We start from the raw sequence: 16,953 nt of genomic DNA on the forward strand, positions 1-16,953 counted from the left end.
CCTTTTCGTTTCAGGCCAGCTTGCGCGGCAGCTCGCCGCCGCGGGTCCAGGCGTCGATCGCCTCGACCATCTGGCCGTAATGGATGCGCAAGCCGTCCTCGGTGGCGTAGCCGAGATGCGGCGTCAGCACGAGATTGTCGAGCTTGCGGAAGGGATGGTCGACCGGCAGCGGCTCGACCGAGAACACATCCAAGCCGGCGCCCGCGATCTTCCGCTGCTGCAAGGCCTCCAGCAGGGCCTGCTCGTCCACGATCGGCCCGCGCGCGGTGTTGACGAGGAAGGCCGTCGGCTTCATCCGCGCGAGGTCCGCAGCGCCGACCAGTCCCCGCGAACGCTCGCTCAGCACCACATGGATGGTGACGATGTCGGCCTTGGCGAACAGCTCCTCCTTGGTGGCGTAGCCGACGCCGGCCGCCTTGCACTTCTCCGGCGTGAGGTTCGGGCTCCAGGCGATCACGTTCATGCCGAATGCTTTCGCAATGCCCGCCATCTTGCTGCCGAGCTTGCCGAGCCCGACGATGCCGAGCGTCAGCCCCTCGATCTCGACGCCGGCAAAGGTCTGCCAGGGCTCGCCGGCATGCATGCGCGCATTCTCCCGGCCGATGCCGCGGGTCAGCTCCAGGATCAGGCCCATGGTCAGCGGTGCCGTGGGATCGCGGGAATATTGCGTGCCGCCGATCGCAACGCCCTTCGCCTTCGCGGCCTCCATGTCGATCGAGGCGTTGCGCATGCCTGACGTCAGCAGCAGCTTCAGCTTCGGCAAGCCATCGAACAGGCTCTTGGGGAACGCCGTGCGCTCGCGCATCGCGCAGACGATCTCGAAATCGGCGAGCGCGCTGGCCGCGGCCTGCTCCGAGGTGAAGGGATGGCTGAACACGGTGACGTCGATGCGGTCGGACAGTTTCGGCCAGTCGGCGACGTCGAGGGCGATGTTGAAATAGTCGTCGAGAATTGCACAGCGCAGCCGCGTCATCAGCGTTCATCCATGGCGAGAGGTGATGGCGCCAGGCGGGGGCCATCGTCGGAACCGGGCCATGGTTGCGCGCAATCACACCTGCGCGCAAGCAGCTCGCGTCTTCAAAAATCCGATAGCGGGGAAAGGGCTCAGAGGTCGCGGGGCTTCAACCGGACCGGCGCATCCATGCCGTGCTTGGCGCGCCAGGCGGGGCCGGGGCCGCGCATGTAGTGCAGCTCGGGCCGGTAGGGGTTGAAGGCGGTGGCGAAGAAGCCCTTCCAGAAGCCCTTGATCTCCGCGACGAGCGCGGAGGTGCTGCCGGCTTCTGCCGGAACGGGAAAGGAATTGGTCTCGGTCAGAGCCATGGTGCGGCCTCGCTGTTCTCCCCGCCGCTTCTGCCGCGGGTGGCGTCTTTTTCGGCGCCGTGACGAGCTTTGGCCTGCTTTATTAAAAAATGGTTTCAATTGTCCGGATTGGCGTCAGCATGGTGTCCATCCCGTATTCATCCGTGGTGAACGGAGGGAAAACGTTGCCCTTTGGGGGCGGGATCGCTACATCGGCGGCAAGCAAATTTCCTCAAATCGAAGGTTTCACGGGACCGATGGCGCGCCAGTTCATCTATTTCATGCAGGGCCTGACCAAGAGCTACCCGACCCGGAAGGTGCTCGATAACATCCATCTGAGCTTCTACCCGGACGCCAAGATCGGCGTGCTCGGTGTCAACGGCTCGGGCAAGTCGACGCTGCTCAAGATCATGGCCGGCCTCGACAAGGAGTATAATGGCGAGGCCTGGGTCGCCCAGGGCGCCCGCGTTGGCTATCTCGAGCAGGAACCGCAGCTCGATGCCAAGCTTTCCGTGCGCGAGAACGTCATGCTGGGCGTCGCCAAGCAGAAGGCCATCCTCGATCGCTACAATGAGCTGGCGATGAACTACTCCGAGGAGACCGCCGACGAGATGACCAAGCTGCAGGACGAGATCGAGGCCCAGGGCCTCTGGGATCTCGACAGCAAGGTCGACCAGGCCATGGACGCGCTGCGCTGCCCGCCCGACGATGCCGACGTCACAAAACTCTCCGGCGGTGAGCGCCGCCGCGTCGCGCTGTGCCGGCTGCTGCTCGACCAGCCCGAGCTTCTGCTGCTGGACGAGCCGACCAACCATCTCGACGCCGAGTCGGTGTCGTGGCTGGAAGGCCATCTGCGCAACTATCCCGGCGCGATCCTGATCGTCACCCATGATCGCTACTTCCTCGACAACGTCACCAGCTGGATCCTCGAGCTCGATCGCGGCAAGGGCATTCCCTACGAGGGCAACTACTCGTCCTGGCTGGTGCAGAAGCAGAAGCGGCTGGAGCAGGAAGGCCGCGAGGACGCCGCGCACCAGAAGACGATTGCGCGCGAGCAGGAATGGGTCGCGTCCTCGCCGAAGGCACGCCAGGCCAAGTCCAAGGCGCGCTACCAGCGCTACGAGGAACTGCTGAAGCAGGCGAGCGAGAAGCAGACCCAGACCGCGCAGATCATCATCCCCGTGGCCGAGCGGCTCGGCGCCAACGTGGTCGATTTCGAAGGCCTCAGCAAAGGCTACGGCGATCGTCTGCTGATCGACGATCTTACCTTCAAGCTGCCGCCTGGTGGCATCGTCGGCGTGATCGGCGCCAACGGCGCCGGCAAGACCACGCTGTTCAAGATGATCACCAAGCAGGAAACGCCGGACAAGGGCACCATCACGGTCGGCGAGACCGTGCATCTCGGCTATGTCGACCAGTCGCGCGACGCGCTCGACGGCAACAAGAACGTGTGGGAGGAGATCTCCGGCGGCAACGAGCTGATCCTGCTCGGCAAGAAGGAAGTCAATTCGCGCGGCTATTGCTCGTCGTTCAACTTCAAGGGCGCCGACCAGCAGAAGAAGGTCGGCGCGCTCTCCGGCGGTGAGCGCAACCGCGTGCATCTCGCCAAGATGCTCAAGTCCGGTGCCAACGTCCTGCTGCTCGACGAACCGACCAACGACCTCGACGTCGACACGCTGCGCGCGCTCGAAGAGGCGCTGGAGGATTTCGCCGGCTGCGCCGTCATCATCAGCCATGATCGCTGGTTCCTCGACCGCATCGCGACCCACATCCTGGCCTTCGAGGGCGACAGCCATGTCGAATGGTTCGAAGGCAACTTCCAGGACTACGAGAAGGACAAGATGCGCCGGCTCGGCCAGGACAGCATCATCCCGCACCGCGTGAAGTACAAGAAGCTGACGCGGTGATGGCGGCATGATGCGGCGGGCGCTCATCGCTGCGGTGATCGTTGTCACCTGCGGCTGGTCGTCCGCCCGCGCCGCCGACGCCGCCTTCACGCAGTTCATCGCCTCGCTCTGGCCGGAGGCGCAGGCGGCCGGCGTGTCGCGCGCGACGTTCGAGCAAGAGACGCGCGGGCTCGAGCCGGACTACAAGCTGCCGGATCTGATCCTGCCGGGCCGGCCGGCGACCGGCGCGCCGTCGCAGGCCGAGTTCGTGCAGGTGCCGGCCGACTACGTCAGGGACGCCTCGATCGCGCGCCTTGCGGGCGAGGGGCAGCGGCTCTTGCAAAAATATCGTCCCGCGCTGACCGAGATCGAGAAGAGCTCCGGCGTGCCGGCGACCGTCATGCTCGCGATCTGGGGCCGCGAGACCGACTACGGCCGCTACACGCTGCCGTATGATTTGGTCCGCGTGCTGGCGACGCAGGCCTATGTCGGGCGCCGCAAGGACACCTATCGCAACGAGTTCATCCTCTCGCTGAAGATCCTGGGCGAGGGCGTGGTGACACGCAAGGACATGCGCTCGTCCTGGGCCGGCGCCACCGGGCTCACGCAATTCCTGCCGTCCGAATATTACAAGCACGGCGTCGACTTCGACCGCGACGGCCGCATCGACATCTGGCACTCGGTGCCGGATGCGCTCGCCTCCGCCGCCCAGCAACTCGTCAACAAGGGGTGGCAGAGCGGCGTGCGCTGGGCCTACGAGGTGCAGGCGCCGGCGAAGGTCGATTGCACCACCGGGGTGCCAGAGGTGACGAAGCCGATCAGCCAATGGCTGCGCGAAGGCTTCGTGCCGGTGCGTGGACAAAAGCTCAGCGCCGCGGAGCAGGCGCAGCCGGCCTCGTTGCTGCAGCCGGAAGGAATCTACGGCCCGTCGTTCCTGACCACGAAGAACTACTTCGTCATCAAGGAATACAATTTCTCCGACCTCTACGTGCTGTTCGTCGGTCATCTCAGCGACCGCATGACGAGCCCGTTGCCCTTCGCAACGCCGTGGTCGGCCTCGAAGCAATTGCGCACCAGGGACGTCGAGACCATGCAGCGCGGGCTCACGCGCGTCGGGCTCTACAAGGACAAGATCGACGGCAAGGCCGGCATGCAGACGCGCGCAGCGCTCGGTGCTTATCAAAAGTCGGCGGGCCTGAAGGTCGATTGCTGGCCGAGCGAAGAGGTGCTGCGCTCGATCGAGGCGGCGCGATAGCGCGCGGGACCAAAAGAAAAAGCCCGGCCGATGGTCTCCGCCGGGCTTCGATCGCGGCGCTCACGAGCGCCGTAGCGATCAGATCAGTAGCAGACGCGAACCGGGCGGATGACCCAGCCGTAACCGTCCCAGTAACGCTGACGCTGCCAGTAGCAGGGCGCGGGCGGCGGGGGCTCGGCGACGTAGACGGGGCCGCCATAGGCCGGACGGCTCGAGGCGATCGCGCCGCCGACGATGGCGCCGCCGATCAGGCCGGCCGCGATGCCCGCGCCGACGCCGTCATGGGCCTTTGCGGACGGAGCAGCGGTCACCAGCGAACCGGCGACCGTCGCAACCGTGAGGGCGGCAACTAAAGTCTTCTTCATGCTCTTGGCTCTCCTGGGAGATGGGTTCCCCTTGTTAGAGGCGCCCGGGGTTCAAAGGTTCACGCACACTCTGATGGAATTAGCCTTGCAGCTAGGAAGCGCGCAAATGGTCAATCCACGGTAAACGCACACAGAGCTGTGACGAGAAAAAGCGGTCTTTTTCGGGCTCCGAGATGAACGGCGCATCCGTCGTGAACCGGCTTTTGGCGCCTCAGCCACAGACCCTGACGCGGCGGACGCGCCAGCCATAGCCGTCCCAGAAGCGCTGCCTCTGCCAGACGCAACCGCCGTAATAGTCGTCGGCGACATAACCCGGGCCCGGCGCGTAGTAGCGGGGCGGGTAGTAACCAGGGCCATAACCCGGACCATACGCGTAGCCCGGCCCGGGTCCGTAATAATACGGGGAAGCGAGCGCCCCGCCGACAATGGCGCCGCCGATGATCCCAGCCGCCACGCCGGCAGCGACGCCGCGCTGCGCATGGGCCGGCGTCCCGGCCGTCAGGGCCACAGCGGTGAGGGCAGCGACTGCCAGGAGCGACTTCTTCATTGGCTTGACCTTTCGCACAAACACGCGGGAACTCTTTGGGGGGTAAAGTTCCATACTTCGTTTGAATGATCAATGAACGGCACCTTGGCCGGATGCGACGAATTGGTGTGGACCGCAGCTCCGCCAGGGAGGCGATGATGGGCAACGCGATGATCAATGCATTGATTGCTGCCGGGATCGTCTTCGCCATCGGCTACGGCTGGATCACCCACCTCCAGAATCGCGGCCAACGCCGCTCCCGCGCAGGGGCCGGCAGCGATGGCGGCGGCGACAGCTATTCGGGGACCAGCGACGGCTTCTCGCTGGGAAGCTGGTTTTCCAGCGACAGCTCGGGGAACTCGACCGACACCGGCAGCTGTTCCAGCAGCGATAGCGGCAGCAGCGGCGGGGATTGCGGAGGCGGCGGCGACGGTGGGGGAGGCGCTGGCGGCGACTAGATCCGGCCGCCATCTTGATCCAGCGCAACACCCTGTTTTAGAGCCGTTCTAGGCTGTTTCCGGGTCAGTTTGGAATAGCTTCAAATACCGGTTTTTCCCTTTGCATCCGGCTGGCCCGTTAAATATCGATGATGGCGCATCACCGAAGGGCCTGCCGCTTCCATGATCGTTTGTTCCTGTAACGTGCTGAGCGATGACGACATCCGCGCCGCTGTGGCCGAGTCCGACGACGCCGTGCGCCATGCCAAGCAGGTCTATGGCTGCCTCGGCTGTAGCGCCGAATGCGGCCGCTGCGCGCGGACGATCAAGACCATCATCGATGAAGCGCTTGGCCCGTGCGCCAAGTCCTGCTGCTCCGGCTGCCCGCACAGCCACACCGTGGCCGCCAATGACGAGACGGCCGAGTCCGCCCAGTTCGCGCTCGCGGCCTGCTGAAATCTTCCGCGCTGTCGGCTGAGCTTTTCCCCCGCTGCGTCCCCGTAGCCGGTTGCCCCCTTCCGTAAACTCATTTAGAAGCGTTCTAAATTCGGTTTAGGATCGAGTTGGACTGCAAGAGCTGGAGTGAACCATGCAGGGCGACGCAAAAGTCATCGACTACCTCAACAAGGCACTGCGTCACGAGCTGACTGCGATCAACCAGTACTGGCTGCACTACCGCTTCCTCGACAATTGGGGCCTGCTGGACATGGCCAAGGTCTGGCGCAAGGAATCCATCGAGGAGATGGAGCACGCCGACAAGCTCACCGCGCGCATCCTGTTCTTCGACGGCTTCCCGAACATGCAGGTGCTCGATCCCCTGCGCATCGGCCAGAACGTCAAGGAGATCATCGAGTGCGATCTCGCCGCCGAGATGAGCGCGCGGGCGCTCTACCAGGAAGCGGCGACCTACTGCCACGGCGTCAAGGACTACGTCACGCGCGACCTGTTCGAGAAGCTGATGAGCGACGAGGAGCACCACATCGACTTCCTCGAAACCCAGCTCGACCTGATCGGCCGCATCGGCCTCGAGCTCTACACCCAGAAGCACGTCGGCGGGCTCGAGGGCGAGGGGCATTAAGCTCCGACCGCGCGCTCTCCATTCGTCATGGCCGGGCTTGACCCGGCCATCCACATGCTGCGCGCAATGAAGACATGAATGCCCGGGACAAGCCCGGGCATGACGATCTGTTTGCGGAACGAAAGCGCGCCTACAGCTGCTGCTTGTAGCGCTCTTCCACGATCTCCTGACTCTCCGGTTCGCCCAGGCCCGTCTGGTCGTGAATGACCTCGACGATGCTCGGCATCACCGAGCGCTGCACCTTCTCCGGCGACCACAGCTTCGAGCGCATCAGCGCCTTGCCGCAGTGGAAATAGACTTCGCTGACCGCGACGTTCAGCACCGCGCGCGGTGGCTTGCCGAATTCCACCATCGAGGCAAGCAGATCCGGATCGGCGGACAGCGTGCCGCGCCCGCCGACGCGCAGCGTCTCGTCGATGCCGGGGACGAAGAACAGCAGATGCACGAAGCCCGAGCCTTCGACGACGTTGCGAAAACTGTCGATCCGGTTGTTGCCGGAGCGGTCGGGCATCAGCAGCTGGTTGGGGCCGGCGACGTGGACGAAGCCGATGCCGCCGCCGCGCGGCGAGGCGTCGACGCTGCCGTCCGCGCCTGACGTCGCGAGCACGCAGAACGGCGACATCTCGATGAACTTCTTTGCATGCGCATCGATCGCAGGACGTGCCTTCGCGATCACGCGCGGGCTCGGCTTGGCATAGATGGTGGCGAGGTCTTCGGCGCAAAGATCGGTCAACGGCGTGTCTCCGCATCAGCTTGGGGGCAAGCTACCCGATCGGGCCGCCCCAGCCAATGAAATCCATCACGACGCGCTACACTGCATCGGCGGGCACGAAGCAGCTGATGATGATGGTGCCGCGATGGTGGACGTACCACACCACGGCCTGGCCGACCGGGTTGCCGCGGTCGCGGATGATGGCGCGTTCGGGCACTGCCATCCACTGTCCCTCGATCGGTACCCAATAGGCGCCGTTGCGCACGTCATAGTCCGTGCGATGACCGTCGGAGATGTCGCAGCAGGGCACGCCGTTCGGCGCGATCACGCTCTTGAACCAGGCGCGGATGTCGGGCGGGACGTGATCATATTGCCCGTTGTCGAACGCAAACGCCGCGCTCGTCAGCGCCGTCATCGCAGCCAGCCAAACGCACAGTGCGAGCCTGCGCATGCGATCCTCCTCATCGCGTGTCGTGCCAATGGCGCGCGATCGCTCCGCGCCTCGATTCGTGTCGCTGACGCGATTAAGCCCGAGCTGTCAGCGCATTGCATGCTCAAATAATATGCGGCGCGAGAGGCGCCGCACATGATGCATTGCGATATGAGGACGTGCAGCCCGCCGATTCTACATCGTCCGTTGCGGCGCGGTTTGCAGCAATTGCCTGACCTGCTCGCTGTAGAACTTTGCATTGCCGGTGGTGCCGTGACCGCGCGTTTCGGTGCTGGCGGGGATCAGATACAGGCGGCCGTTCTTGACCTGCTTCATCGCCGCGTCCGTGAGGCCGGTCTCCGGCGGGTTACGCTCGTCGTCGGCGGAGTTGATCAGCAGCAACGAGGCTTCGATCTGCTCCAGCTTCTCCCCGGCATTGTAGTCGTGCGAGGACTCCCACTGGTAGACGAAGTCGTTGGCATCGGCCGTGATCGGCGCCGCGAGCCGCTCGTCGACGATCTTGTCGGCCTTGGCCGCCGTCGGCGCCTGCGATTGATAGGCCAGCGTTCCGCCGATGCTCGCGATGCCGTAGGCGGTGACGGCGTATTTCATCATGCGCGGCTGGCTGGAGTAGTTGCCGCCATTGTAGTCGGGGTCGTTGCGGATGGTGTCGAGCATGATCCGCCGCAGCATCCAGTTGCGCGATGCCATCTCGGTCGGTTGCGAGGCCATCGGGATCAGCGCGTCCATCGCCCTTGGATATTTCTCGCCCCACAGCCAGGTGTGCATGCCGCCCATCGAATTGCCGATGACGAGCCGCAGATGCTTGACGCCGAGTCCTTCCGTCACGAGGCGGTACTGCGCCGCGACCATGTCGTCGTAGTCGTATTTCGGAAAGCCGGTCTTCATGCCGTCGGACGGTTTTGACGATTTGCCATGGCCGATGCCGTCGGGAATGATGATGTAGTATTTGGTGGCGTCGAGCGACTGGCCCGCGCCGAACAGCTCGCCGGCAAAGCTTGGCGTCAGCATGCTTGCGCCCGAGCCGCCGGTGCCATGCAGCACCAGCACCGGTTGCCCGCTCGGCTCGCCGACGGTGGTGTAATGCAGCCGCAACTCCGGCATGACCTCGCCGGTGTGGAACTTGAAATCCCTGGCGATCCAGTCGCCCTGTTTCGGTGCAGGATAATCGGCAGCCATCGCCGCCGCCGAGATGGACAGCAGGATGGCCGACAGCGCCGCGCAAGAAGTCTTCATGTTTCTCTCCCCATGCGGCTCGTATCCGGCGGCCGCGTTGCGGCGGATCTTAGCAAAACTCTCCGGAAGGATGTAGGATTTTGGTTCCGCCGATCGTCCTCGAGGAAAACATCGGGAGAGACTGCATGTGCCGCAACATCAAGACGCTGTTCAACTTCGAGCCGCCGGCGACGGAGGACGAGATCCATGCCTCGGCCTTGCAGTTCGTGCGCAAATTGTCGGGCTTCAACAGGCCGTCGCAGGCCAACGAGGCGGCGTTCGACCGCGCCGTGGCCGAGGTCTCGGAGGCGGCGCGAAAGCTCCTCACCTCGCTGCACACCCTTGCGCCGGCGCGCGACCGCGAGGTCGAGGCGGAAAGGGCCAAGGAGCGCTCGCGGCTGCGCTTTGGCTAGCGGATCCACTGTCCCGTTCCGTGATCTGGCTCACGGTTTGGAACGTCGCGACTTGCGATGATGTCTGCCGGGGTTTTGCCAACCCGGAGCACGCCATGACCCGCCCCCTTCTTCCGCTCAAAGCAGGTGCCATCATCTTCACGCTGCTGTGGACCGCGTGGATGATGTGGTGGGGCGGTTCGTTCTCGAGCGCGAGCGTCGTCATCCTGGCGCTGTGCGGCGCGGCGGTCGGCTATCTCTGGTATCGCGCCATGCGCTGGCAGTTCGAGCGCATGGGCATGCTGCCACGTAAGGATGATTCCTCAAGGGCTTCCTGATCCAGGCTCGTGTCCCGGACGCGGCGCTTCTTCAGCGGTGCGCCGCAGAGCCGGGACCCGGAATCGTGAGCGGATCTCTTGCTGAGCCGGGGCTGCTAATCCCTGTTGCCGTGCTTCTTCTTTTTCTTCTTTTTCTTGTGGTCGTCGTCTTCGCCGTCGTCGCTCTCGTCACCGGCGATCGGCTCGTCGGTTTCCTGCACGGCGGCCTCCAGCGCCTCGCGCTCGGCGGCTTCACGCTCGCGCTGGCGGCGGCGCTCGTCCCAGGCGTCGAAGAGCTGTTCGAGCCAGGGCAATACCTGCTCGATCGACGGCAACTGGCCGGGCGGGCCGGCCTCGCCGCGCGGGCCCTGCGGACCCACTGGGCCTTGCGGTCCGACAGGTCCCTGCGCCCCGGCAGCGCCACGCGGACCGGCCTCGCCCTGCTTGCCTTGCGGGCCGGGCTTGCCTGCGGGGCCAGCCTTTCCGATCGGTCCCGGCTTGCCTTGCGGTCCCGGCTTGCCGCGCGCGCCGTCCGGGCCGCGCCGGCCCGGATGACCCTGCGGTCCCGGCCGTCCCGGTTCGCCTTGCCGCCCGCGCGGACCCTGGGGTCCCTGCCGTTTCTGATCGTCTGCCACGCCACTGCTCCCTTGACCGGAAGCAAGCTACTTAGCGTCGTTTGACGACAGCAGCAATTCTGTCCGCGCATCGCCCCCCGCTTGATCAACATCAACCGGCGGCACGCGACGGCGTGTCACTGAAGGGCGCGCGGCCACAACCTCACGAGGAGCGACCGATGCGCGAAGCGTGGAAAATGTTCTGCTTGCCTGCAGTCACTTTTGCCGCTGCGCTCGGCCTTGCCCAGCTGTTGGTGCCCGATATCGTGCCGGTTGCTTTCGCCGAAGAGCCGCAGGGGTCATGGGCTGTCATGACGGCCTTCGTTCTCCGCGCGATCGAGCTGATCGCGGCCGCGGTCGCGATCATCGCGCTCGCGGTTCTCGCCGGCGCGTACCTGCAGCAGGAGCTGCGCCGGCTGTTTCGCAGCACATCGTCGCGCCGCGCGCCGCCGCCGGCGGACTGATCGACCTCCGCGCGGCCACGCGCTGGTTAGTCCTGATAGGCCGGCACGACGATGCCGGAGGCGGCATAGAGCCTGATCTTGTTGCGCAGCGTGCGTACCGACAGGCCGAGCACGCGCGCGGCGCGTGTGCGATTGCCGTCACAGCGGGCGAGCGTCTGGAGCACGAGCTCGCGCTCGACCTCGTCGACGGTCGCACCGATCAGCAGCGGAACGATCTGGTTTGGAGCAAGGAATTCTGCGCCCTGCGGCGCGGCGACATGAACAGTGGTCATCAATACACCTCCCGACCAACGCCCGCTTCCATCGTTGGAAGCGGATCGAGAACAAACGACCCCCAAGCCGTAAATCCACGGTGGGCGGGTTTGGTTAATGAAAGGTTAACCGCGGGCGATCGCACCAATTGACCTTGGGATTGCCGCGAAGCCGCCGCGATTGGCTCGAGATGCGTGGTGATGCGGACGTATCTTGCGCCGCACATTCGCTGTCATGCCCCGCCCCAGTGCGCAATTGCGCACAAGGCGGACGATGACACTGAGCGGGTGGTGAAAGCGTCCTCCTCACACCGTCCGATATCCGCCGTCCACCATCACGATCGTTCCCGTGACGTAGGCCGACATATCCGACGCAAGGAAGATCGCGGGACCCACGATGTCCTCGGGCTTGCCGGTGCGCGCCAGCGGGGTGTGATCGACGAAGGCCTGCACCAGCGCCGGATTGGTGGCGCGCACATTGGCGTTGATGTTGGTCTCGATGAAGCCCGGCCCGATCGCGTTGACGCGCACGCCTTCCTTGCCGAGCTCGGCCGCGAGCGCCTTGGTGAAGCCGAGTACGCCGTGCTTGGAGGTGGTGTAGGCCGCCGAGCTCGGCGTGCGCAGATGCACGAAGGACTGGATCGAGCCGATATTGACGATGCGGCCCTTGGCTGCGCGCAAGGGAGCGAGGAAGGCCTGCGTCATGTTGAAGACGCCGTTGAGGTTGAGCGAGATGATGTCGTTCCAGTCCTTCGCCACCGTCTCCGTCTCCGCGGTGAAGGCGTTGCGGCGGGTGATGCCGGCATTGTTGACGAGGATCGAGACCTGCCCGACCTTGTCGGCGACTTGCCTGGCCAGAGCAAAGCAGTCGTCGCGCCTGGTCACGTCGAGCGCGAAGCTCTCGGCCCTGCCGCCCGCCTTGCGGATCTTCTGCGCCCCTTCCGCGACGGTGTCGGCGTTGACGTCGAGCAGCACCACTTGTGCGCCTTCGCGCGCGTAGCCGGCCGCGATCGCCCGGCCGATGCCGGAACCGGCGCCGGTGACGACGGCGATGTGGTTTGCAAGCAATGCCATGACATTTTCCTCCCGGATTCGTTTCGAAATTTCATGAAAGGCTAACTCGAAATTAAGGGGTCGGAAACGGCGGCCTTGGCATACTGATTCTCATTGCTAAACGTTGCGCGCATGATGGAACGGCTTGAATCCTGGAAATTGGCGCTCGAGCGCCTGCGGTCGGCGGAGCCGGCCGATTGGGCCGAGGCGGGCCGGCTCGTGGCCGAGATCGCGCGGATGAGCCCCGATGTCACGCTGCGACAGGCCGCCGAGCAGGCGCTTCCGGTGCTGCGCCAGGCTGTGGACAATGACGATCGCAGCGTCATGCTGGCGGCCCAGCGCCGCCTCGGCGTGGTCCTCGATGTCGTCCATGGTCTGACCGCGCCGCGCTTCGGCCGCCGCAACGCGACGCCGAAGAAACTCTCGAGCGAGGATCGCGCCCGCAAGGTGCTCGGCCTGCCGCTCGCGGTGCAGCTCACCTGCGAGGACATCAACCAGGCCTATCGTCGCGCCGCCAAGGGCATGCATCCCGACCGCGGCGGCAGCGCGGAAGCCTTCATCGACCTCGCCGCCGCGCGCGACCTCCTGATCCATCCCGGCGCGCACAAGGACGCGTGAGAGCGCTCAGACGAGATCTCGTAGGGTGGGCAAAGACGCATTTGCGCCGTGACCACCATCTTCGCGATGGATGGAATGGTGGGCACGCTTCGCTTTGCCCACCCTACGGCGTCTGCGCTGTTTCTAATCTCAGCTCTTGCTCACGCAGCTCGGATAGGGTGCGGCTTCACCTGGTACGATCGGGCAGAGCTCGATCGGGCCGAGTTCGCGCAGGCGGGTTTGCCAGCGTTCGTCATTGACCGGCGGCTCGTCGCTCTCGGGGCCGCGTTCGGCCCATTGGATGGTGTAGTAGTCGGTCGTGCCCTTCAGCGTGACCAGCAGGGCGGTCTCGCTGTGGCGGGTCGGGCCGCTGTCGACGCGGCCGCAGCCGATCACCGCGACAAAACCCTCGAAGCGGCCGAAATTCGTGGCGCCGAGCGGCTGTGCCGCAAAGCTGTCGGGGCAGGCCGATTTGAAGCCGCCGGCGATGGAGCCTGCGAGTGCCTCGGGCGAGGCGCCTTGAGTCAGCGTCATGCCCTTCTCGCCGGTGACCGTGATCATCTGCGTCCAGCGTTCCGGCGTCTCGCCCCTCAGCACGGCTTCGCGGATGTAGTGGCCGCCCTTGGTGTTCTCGAACACCGCGACGAAGTTCGACGGCATCGCGAAGCTGACAAGCTGGCCGAAGATCGGCGAGATCACGCGGAAGGATTGCGGCGCCTGCGCCGGCGATGTGGAGACGAGTGCGAGCGATGCAGCGAGGATCGCTGCCGTCGTGGTGAGCCTGCGCATCGATTGATCCCGCGGGAGCTGAGTAGAAACGCTGGATAGAAACGCGAACGGGCAAGGATGCTAGCAGCGCATCCTTGCCCGACCCTTGTCGTCCGCCGATCGAATCCTACCAGGTGCAGTGGCCGTTTCTCAACGCGTGGTCCTTCAGCGCGAGTGCGTCGACGAAGGTCGGCACGGTAGCGCTGACGCGGGCGTAGTCGGAGGGCCACGGCGTGGTCGGGATGCTCTCGTCCCAGATCTGGCAGAAGCCGGTGTCCTGCCAGCGGATCAGGTGATAGCTGGCCTCCGCGGGGCTCGCGGCGACGAAGGCAGTGACGGCAAGACCGGCGGCAGCGCACAGCACGGAAATACGACGCATGATCAGCTCCTCAAATGAAAGATGTGATGCGCCTCCCGACAATGACGGGAGGGGTGGTGCGGAGCGCTTTTGGGGGGCGCGCCCCGGACAAGATGTGAGTAGTTCCGCCTGTTGATCAGGTTCAAGGCGCGTGCGCCGGAAATGCGGGATTTTGGCCGGAAAATGTGGGGCCGCGCGCCCAAAGAAGAGGGCGGATCGCTCGCGCGATCCGCCCTGCAAATCCCGTCTGTCGCGTCAGGCTCAGAGCGTGCAGCGGCGCTCCCCGCGCAGCTTGATCTGGAGGTCGGAGGCGGCCGTGAAGGTCGGGAGCGGCTTGCTGACGACCTTGTAGGTCGAAGCGCCCCACTGGAACGGCTTGTACTTCAGGTCCTCGTTCCAGACCTGGCAGATGCCGGTGTTGTCCCAGCGGATCACGTAATACCCGGGCGCCGCGGATGCGGGCACGGCGAACACGGAGGTGGCGATGCCGGCAACGGCACAGAGGGCGAGAACGCGACGCATGAAATATCTCCTTGTGGGGAAGTGTGACCCGAAAATTCGTGCGGTAAAAGCCGGCCCTTTGCAAGCCGGGGAGCCGCCGTTCACGGACATGTCAGGCGATGCAGGGCACTTGGTTTGGCCGCGTGCCCGGCAAGTCACACTGCTCACTTCGAAAGCGACGCCACCGCCTCGATCTCGATCAGCATCCGCGGATCGGGCAGCGCGTGCACCACGCAGGTGGTGCGTGCCGGATAGGGCGGCGGACCGAAGGCGCCGGCATAGAGCGCGTTCATGGCGGCAACGTCGGAGGCACGCGTCAGAAGCACGCTGACCTTGACGAGATCGCGGACGGTTGCGCCGGCCTCGGCCAGCACGCGCTTGATGTTGATGGCGACGTTGGCGAACTGCGCCTCGAAGCCGTCGGGCAGCGCGCCATTGCCGTCGAAGCCGGGAATGCCGGAGACGAACAGGAGATCGCCGACGCGCGTCGCAAAGGACAGCGGCGGTGCCTTCACATGCGGCGGGGGCGCGAAATGCTGGATCGGCATGGGATCACCTCGGGGGTCGTGCAGGGCCCATCAGCGTAGCGACATGCGGGGGAGTTGCAATCGCCATGAGGGAGGCGGCGCAGGGGGCAAAAACGAAAACCGCGAAAACAACCCCATGCATAGTAGGGATCACGCCGAAATCATTGGGCTTTTTTGAATTCGGTAACGCCGAAGCAATCGCTTGCTCCGTCGGGCAAAACAGGGGCAGAATGGCATCATGAAGTTGCCCGTCCTGCGGCACCAAGCTCCGCCGTCATGCCCCGGCTTGACCGGGGCATCCAGTACGCCGCGGCTTCCCCGTTCAGCCACCGCCGTCTCTGGAATACTGGATCGCCCGCCTGCGCGGGCGATGACAGTTGAATGCGATGCTGCACCTTGCGCCTCACGTCCGCCCCATCATGTTCCCGCCGCGATCCATCGGATAGATTCGACCGTCTGATTCGATCCCTCCCTTGAAAAATAGCCCCCGGAGACGCCCCATGAAGATCGCTTCCACCCTTCGCGCCGCGCTGGTCGCCATCGCGGCGCTTGCCGGGCTCTCGACCTCGGCGATGGCCGACGGCGGCACCGTGGTGCTGACGATCTACAAGGCGGGCTGGATCATCGGCGGCTCCGGCGGCTCCGGCGTGCTGAACTTCCGCGGCCGCTCCTATGGGCTCTCGACCGGCGGGCTCGACTACGGCCTCGTCTTCGGCGGCTCCAAGACCGTGCTGCGCGGCCGCGTCTCCAACATCAACCGTCCCTCCGACGTTGCCGGCGTCTACGGTGCCGCCGGCGCCGGCCTTGCCGTCGGCCGCGGCGCCCGCGCCATCGTGCTCACCAACCAGAAGGGCGCGGTGCTGGAACTGTCGGGCTACCAGACCGGCCTGATGGCGAACGCGGATCTCAGCGGTCTCGCGATCACGATGCGGTAGGTGCGTAGGGTGGGCAAAGGCGCGTAAGCGCCGTGCCCACCATCGGTGTCAGCTCGGACGAAAGAGTTGGTGGGCACGCTTCGCTTTGCCCACCCTACGGCTCCCTACGCTCCCGTCACCGCCGCATGGATCCGCTCGCAATGCGCGACGAGATTGGCGTGTGCATCGACGAACGCCTTCAGCGGCGTCGGGATCGGGAAGTAGTGGATGTTGGCGATGAAGCCGTAGATGCCGGCATCGACGCTGGTTGGCGCTTCGCCGTGCACGAAACCCGCAGTGGGGACGATCTCGGCCAGCACCTCGAGGTCCGCAAGGCCTCGCGCATAGGCCTGCTCCGGCGTGTAGCGGCCGATGCCCTGGTAATGATAGCGCTGCGCGTTATACGCCTTCGCCTTCTCGAATCCTTCCGCATTGATCTGCGGATGCTGCGCGATGAAGGCGTCGCGGAAGGCCGGATAGTAGCGCTCGTCCTTCCAGCGCGAGTACGACATCACCCAGTAGAGATCGTCCAGCATGCGGGTGACGAAGTGATTGGTCCTCCGTGCGTCCTGCGAAAGCCCGGCATCGATGCCCAGGCGATATTTCGCGATCGCATGCGCGATGATCGTCTCGCTGTCGCCGATGGTCTCGCCGTCGTCGACGATGTAGGGCAGCTGCCCGCGCGGCGCGGCGGAGGCATCGAAGACATGCTCGTGCACGAACGGCACGCCGGCGAGCTTCAGGAAGGCGTAGACCTTGAGGCCGTAGCCGTTGTTGTCGGCGACGCCGAACAGCTTTGGGTACGAGTAGAGCGTCAGCATGAGCGGGCTCCTCCGTGTTGGCGGAGGCAGCATGCAGGGGCGGGTAGACGGACGCAATGGGCCGGCGGAATTCGCCAAGCTCACAGTGTCGTCCCGGCGCAGGCCGGGACCCATACCGCGTGATCTATGTGTTGTGGGCGGGCGTAGTACCG

The 16,953-nt window shown here is 65.1% G+C and carries 25 protein-coding genes; 10 read left to right on the forward strand and 15 right to left on the reverse strand.

From position 1 onward, the window contains the following. Positions 1-10 precede the first annotated feature (10 nt). Together AB5K84_RS12500 and AB5K84_RS12505 are read right to left on the reverse strand one after the other, a co-directional pair. Positions 11-973 carry a D-2-hydroxyacid dehydrogenase family protein gene (locus AB5K84_RS12500; protein ID WP_028176317.1) on the reverse strand — a complete coding sequence of 321 codons (963 nt, stop codon included), beginning with the start codon at positions 971-973 and terminating at the stop codon, positions 11-13. Positions 974-1,104: 131 nt separating this feature from the next. Then, entirely contained in the window at positions 1,105-1,320 is a 216-nt protein-coding gene (locus AB5K84_RS12505) for a hypothetical protein (RefSeq protein ID WP_060908653.1), read from the reverse strand. A 236-nt stretch (positions 1,321-1,556) separates the two neighbouring features. On the opposite strand from AB5K84_RS12505, the gene ettA reads away from it, so the two are divergent. Both ettA and AB5K84_RS12515 read left to right on the forward strand, forming a co-directional pair. Then, positions 1,557-3,206, forward strand: coding sequence for an energy-dependent translational throttle protein EttA (ettA, locus tag AB5K84_RS12510; protein WP_011089425.1), 1,650 nt, complete (start codon positions 1,557-1,559; stop codon positions 3,204-3,206). 7 nt (positions 3,207-3,213) lie between these two features. Next, entirely contained in the window at positions 3,214-4,440 is a 1,227-nt protein-coding gene (locus AB5K84_RS12515) for a lytic murein transglycosylase (protein ID WP_110117147.1), read from the forward strand. A gap of 83 nt (positions 4,441-4,523) precedes the next feature. Here the strand turns inward: AB5K84_RS12515 and AB5K84_RS12520 are convergent, their stop codons facing one another. Together AB5K84_RS12520 and AB5K84_RS12525 are read right to left on the reverse strand one after the other, a co-directional pair. Then, on the reverse strand, positions 4,524-4,805 hold the full coding sequence (locus tag AB5K84_RS12520) for a hypothetical protein (RefSeq protein WP_011089423.1): 282 nt from the start codon (positions 4,803-4,805) through the stop codon (positions 4,524-4,526). 211 nt (positions 4,806-5,016) lie between these two features. Then, positions 5,017-5,352 carry a hypothetical protein gene (locus tag AB5K84_RS12525; protein ID WP_028176314.1) on the reverse strand — a complete coding sequence of 112 codons (336 nt, stop codon included), beginning with the start codon at positions 5,350-5,352 and terminating at the stop codon, positions 5,017-5,019. 134 nt (positions 5,353-5,486) lie between these two features. On the opposite strand from AB5K84_RS12525, the gene AB5K84_RS12530 reads away from it, so the two are divergent. The 3 genes from AB5K84_RS12530 to bfr all read left to right on the forward strand — a co-directional run bounded on the left by AB5K84_RS12530 (position 5,487) and on the right by bfr (position 6,846). After that, a complete protein-coding gene (locus tag AB5K84_RS12530) occupies positions 5,487-5,789 on the forward strand; it encodes a hypothetical protein (RefSeq protein WP_110117146.1) in 303 nt (100 codons plus the stop codon). A 162-nt stretch (positions 5,790-5,951) separates the two neighbouring features. Beyond that, on the forward strand, positions 5,952-6,224 hold the full coding sequence (locus tag AB5K84_RS12535; RefSeq protein ID WP_011089421.1) for a (2Fe-2S)-binding protein: 273 nt from the start codon (positions 5,952-5,954) through the stop codon (positions 6,222-6,224). 133 nt (positions 6,225-6,357) lie between these two features. Beyond that, a complete protein-coding gene (gene bfr / locus AB5K84_RS12540; RefSeq protein WP_011089420.1) occupies positions 6,358-6,846 on the forward strand; it encodes a bacterioferritin in 489 nt (162 codons plus the stop codon). A 130-nt stretch (positions 6,847-6,976) separates the two neighbouring features. Here the strand turns inward: bfr and AB5K84_RS12545 are convergent, their stop codons facing one another. The 3 genes from AB5K84_RS12545 to AB5K84_RS12555 all read right to left on the reverse strand — a co-directional run bounded on the left by AB5K84_RS12545 (position 6,977) and on the right by AB5K84_RS12555 (position 9,245). Continuing rightward, entirely contained in the window at positions 6,977-7,579 is a 603-nt protein-coding gene (locus tag AB5K84_RS12545) for a pyridoxamine 5'-phosphate oxidase family protein (RefSeq protein ID WP_038966396.1), read from the reverse strand. 76 nt (positions 7,580-7,655) lie between these two features. Next, complete coding sequence (locus AB5K84_RS12550; protein WP_027547906.1) at positions 7,656-8,009, reverse strand: hypothetical protein; 354 nt, start codon at positions 8,007-8,009, stop codon at positions 7,656-7,658. A 174-nt stretch (positions 8,010-8,183) separates the two neighbouring features. Beyond that, a complete protein-coding gene (locus AB5K84_RS12555) occupies positions 8,184-9,245 on the reverse strand; it encodes an alpha/beta fold hydrolase (protein WP_441232416.1) in 1,062 nt (353 codons plus the stop codon). A gap of 125 nt (positions 9,246-9,370) precedes the next feature. Between AB5K84_RS12555 and AB5K84_RS12560 the strand changes: the two genes are divergently transcribed. Next, positions 9,371-9,637, forward strand: a complete 267-nt coding sequence (locus tag AB5K84_RS12560) for a DUF2277 domain-containing protein (RefSeq protein WP_060912679.1) — start codon at positions 9,371-9,373, stop codon at positions 9,635-9,637. A gap of 95 nt (positions 9,638-9,732) precedes the next feature. Beyond that, complete coding sequence (locus AB5K84_RS12565) at positions 9,733-9,954, forward strand: hypothetical protein (RefSeq protein ID WP_028176308.1); 222 nt, start codon at positions 9,733-9,735, stop codon at positions 9,952-9,954. A 95-nt stretch (positions 9,955-10,049) separates the two neighbouring features. Here AB5K84_RS12565 and AB5K84_RS12570 read toward each other — a convergent pair whose 3' ends face one another. Beyond that, positions 10,050-10,568, reverse strand: coding sequence for a collagen-like protein (locus AB5K84_RS12570; RefSeq protein WP_441232417.1), 519 nt, complete (start codon positions 10,566-10,568; stop codon positions 10,050-10,052). A gap of 158 nt (positions 10,569-10,726) precedes the next feature. On the opposite strand from AB5K84_RS12570, the gene AB5K84_RS12575 reads away from it, so the two are divergent. Beyond that, complete coding sequence (locus AB5K84_RS12575) at positions 10,727-11,011, forward strand: hypothetical protein (RefSeq protein ID WP_441232418.1); 285 nt, start codon at positions 10,727-10,729, stop codon at positions 11,009-11,011. 26 nt (positions 11,012-11,037) lie between these two features. Here AB5K84_RS12575 and AB5K84_RS12580 read toward each other — a convergent pair whose 3' ends face one another. Together AB5K84_RS12580 and AB5K84_RS12585 are read right to left on the reverse strand one after the other, a co-directional pair. After that, positions 11,038-11,283, reverse strand: a complete 246-nt coding sequence (locus AB5K84_RS12580) for a helix-turn-helix domain-containing protein (RefSeq protein ID WP_011089412.1) — start codon at positions 11,281-11,283, stop codon at positions 11,038-11,040. 285 nt (positions 11,284-11,568) lie between these two features. After that, complete coding sequence (locus AB5K84_RS12585; protein WP_028176306.1) at positions 11,569-12,336, reverse strand: SDR family NAD(P)-dependent oxidoreductase; 768 nt, start codon at positions 12,334-12,336, stop codon at positions 11,569-11,571. A gap of 111 nt (positions 12,337-12,447) precedes the next feature. Between AB5K84_RS12585 and AB5K84_RS12590 the strand changes: the two genes are divergently transcribed. Beyond that, positions 12,448-12,933: a molecular chaperone DnaJ gene (locus AB5K84_RS12590; protein WP_028176305.1), complete on the forward strand. Its 486-nt coding sequence runs from the start codon at positions 12,448-12,450 to the stop codon at positions 12,931-12,933. Positions 12,934-13,062: 129 nt separating this feature from the next. On the opposite strand, the gene AB5K84_RS12595 is transcribed toward AB5K84_RS12590, so the two are convergent. The 4 genes from AB5K84_RS12595 to AB5K84_RS12610 all read right to left on the reverse strand — a co-directional run bounded on the left by AB5K84_RS12595 (position 13,063) and on the right by AB5K84_RS12610 (position 15,087). Next, a complete protein-coding gene (locus AB5K84_RS12595; RefSeq protein WP_028176304.1) occupies positions 13,063-13,701 on the reverse strand; it encodes a hypothetical protein in 639 nt (212 codons plus the stop codon). 106 nt (positions 13,702-13,807) lie between these two features. After that, on the reverse strand, positions 13,808-14,059 hold the full coding sequence (locus tag AB5K84_RS12600) for a hypothetical protein (protein WP_028176303.1): 252 nt from the start codon (positions 14,057-14,059) through the stop codon (positions 13,808-13,810). 240 nt (positions 14,060-14,299) lie between these two features. Continuing rightward, positions 14,300-14,560, reverse strand: coding sequence for a hypothetical protein (locus AB5K84_RS12605; protein WP_028176302.1), 261 nt, complete (start codon positions 14,558-14,560; stop codon positions 14,300-14,302). Positions 14,561-14,703: 143 nt separating this feature from the next. Next, complete coding sequence (locus AB5K84_RS12610) at positions 14,704-15,087, reverse strand: RidA family protein (RefSeq protein WP_028176301.1); 384 nt, start codon at positions 15,085-15,087, stop codon at positions 14,704-14,706. 479 nt (positions 15,088-15,566) lie between these two features. On the opposite strand from AB5K84_RS12610, the gene AB5K84_RS12615 reads away from it, so the two are divergent. Further along, positions 15,567-16,001, forward strand: a complete 435-nt coding sequence (locus tag AB5K84_RS12615; protein ID WP_028176300.1) for a hypothetical protein — start codon at positions 15,567-15,569, stop codon at positions 15,999-16,001. A gap of 104 nt (positions 16,002-16,105) precedes the next feature. Here the strand turns inward: AB5K84_RS12615 and AB5K84_RS12620 are convergent, their stop codons facing one another. Continuing rightward, on the reverse strand, positions 16,106-16,801 hold the full coding sequence (locus tag AB5K84_RS12620; RefSeq protein ID WP_028176299.1) for a glutathione S-transferase family protein: 696 nt from the start codon (positions 16,799-16,801) through the stop codon (positions 16,106-16,108). Positions 16,802-16,953: the final 152 nt, after the last annotated feature.

The organism is Bradyrhizobium sp. 1200_D9_N1_1 (genome assembly GCF_052075915.1).
Classification (GTDB): Bacteria; Pseudomonadota; Alphaproteobacteria; order Rhizobiales; family Xanthobacteraceae; genus Bradyrhizobium; species Bradyrhizobium diazoefficiens.

Excerpts from the sequence above, each read along its gene's own strand:
- AB5K84_RS12500 (WP_028176317.1), bottom strand. The coding sequence starts at position 973 with ATGACGCGGCTGCGCTGTGCAATTCTCGACGACTATTTCAACATCGCC.
- AB5K84_RS12505 (WP_060908653.1), bottom strand. The coding sequence starts at position 1,320 with ATGGCTCTGACCGAGACCAATTCCTTTCCCGTTCCGGCAGAAGCCGGC.
- ettA (WP_011089425.1), top strand. The coding sequence starts at position 1,557 with ATGGCGCGCCAGTTCATCTATTTCATGCAGGGCCTGACCAAGAGCTAC.
- AB5K84_RS12515 (WP_110117147.1), top strand. The coding sequence starts at position 3,214 with ATGATGCGGCGGGCGCTCATCGCTGCGGTGATCGTTGTCACCTGCGGC.
- AB5K84_RS12520 (WP_011089423.1), bottom strand. The coding sequence starts at position 4,805 with ATGAAGAAGACTTTAGTTGCCGCCCTCACGGTTGCGACGGTCGCCGGT.
- AB5K84_RS12525 (WP_028176314.1), bottom strand. The coding sequence starts at position 5,352 with ATGAAGAAGTCGCTCCTGGCAGTCGCTGCCCTCACCGCTGTGGCCCTG.
- AB5K84_RS12530 (WP_110117146.1), top strand. The coding sequence starts at position 5,487 with ATGATGGGCAACGCGATGATCAATGCATTGATTGCTGCCGGGATCGTC.
- AB5K84_RS12535 (WP_011089421.1), top strand. The coding sequence starts at position 5,952 with ATGATCGTTTGTTCCTGTAACGTGCTGAGCGATGACGACATCCGCGCC.
- bfr (WP_011089420.1), top strand. The coding sequence starts at position 6,358 with ATGCAGGGCGACGCAAAAGTCATCGACTACCTCAACAAGGCACTGCGT.
- AB5K84_RS12550 (WP_027547906.1), bottom strand. The coding sequence starts at position 8,009 with ATGCGCAGGCTCGCACTGTGCGTTTGGCTGGCTGCGATGACGGCGCTG.
- AB5K84_RS12555 (WP_441232416.1), bottom strand. The coding sequence starts at position 9,245 with ATGAAGACTTCTTGCGCGGCGCTGTCGGCCATCCTGCTGTCCATCTCG.
- AB5K84_RS12560 (WP_060912679.1), top strand. The coding sequence starts at position 9,371 with ATGTGCCGCAACATCAAGACGCTGTTCAACTTCGAGCCGCCGGCGACG.
- AB5K84_RS12565 (WP_028176308.1), top strand. The coding sequence starts at position 9,733 with ATGACCCGCCCCCTTCTTCCGCTCAAAGCAGGTGCCATCATCTTCACG.
- AB5K84_RS12575 (WP_441232418.1), top strand. The coding sequence starts at position 10,727 with ATGCGCGAAGCGTGGAAAATGTTCTGCTTGCCTGCAGTCACTTTTGCC.
- AB5K84_RS12580 (WP_011089412.1), bottom strand. The coding sequence starts at position 11,283 with ATGACCACTGTTCATGTCGCCGCGCCGCAGGGCGCAGAATTCCTTGCT.
- AB5K84_RS12585 (WP_028176306.1), bottom strand. The coding sequence starts at position 12,336 with ATGGCATTGCTTGCAAACCACATCGCCGTCGTCACCGGCGCCGGTTCC.
- AB5K84_RS12590 (WP_028176305.1), top strand. The coding sequence starts at position 12,448 with ATGATGGAACGGCTTGAATCCTGGAAATTGGCGCTCGAGCGCCTGCGG.
- AB5K84_RS12595 (WP_028176304.1), bottom strand. The coding sequence starts at position 13,701 with ATGCGCAGGCTCACCACGACGGCAGCGATCCTCGCTGCATCGCTCGCA.
- AB5K84_RS12600 (WP_028176303.1), bottom strand. The coding sequence starts at position 14,059 with ATGCGTCGTATTTCCGTGCTGTGCGCTGCCGCCGGTCTTGCCGTCACT.
- AB5K84_RS12605 (WP_028176302.1), bottom strand. The coding sequence starts at position 14,560 with ATGCGTCGCGTTCTCGCCCTCTGTGCCGTTGCCGGCATCGCCACCTCC.
- AB5K84_RS12610 (WP_028176301.1), bottom strand. The coding sequence starts at position 15,087 with ATGCCGATCCAGCATTTCGCGCCCCCGCCGCATGTGAAGGCACCGCCG.
- AB5K84_RS12615 (WP_028176300.1), top strand. The coding sequence starts at position 15,567 with ATGAAGATCGCTTCCACCCTTCGCGCCGCGCTGGTCGCCATCGCGGCG.
- AB5K84_RS12620 (WP_028176299.1), bottom strand. The coding sequence starts at position 16,801 with ATGCTGACGCTCTACTCGTACCCAAAGCTGTTCGGCGTCGCCGACAAC.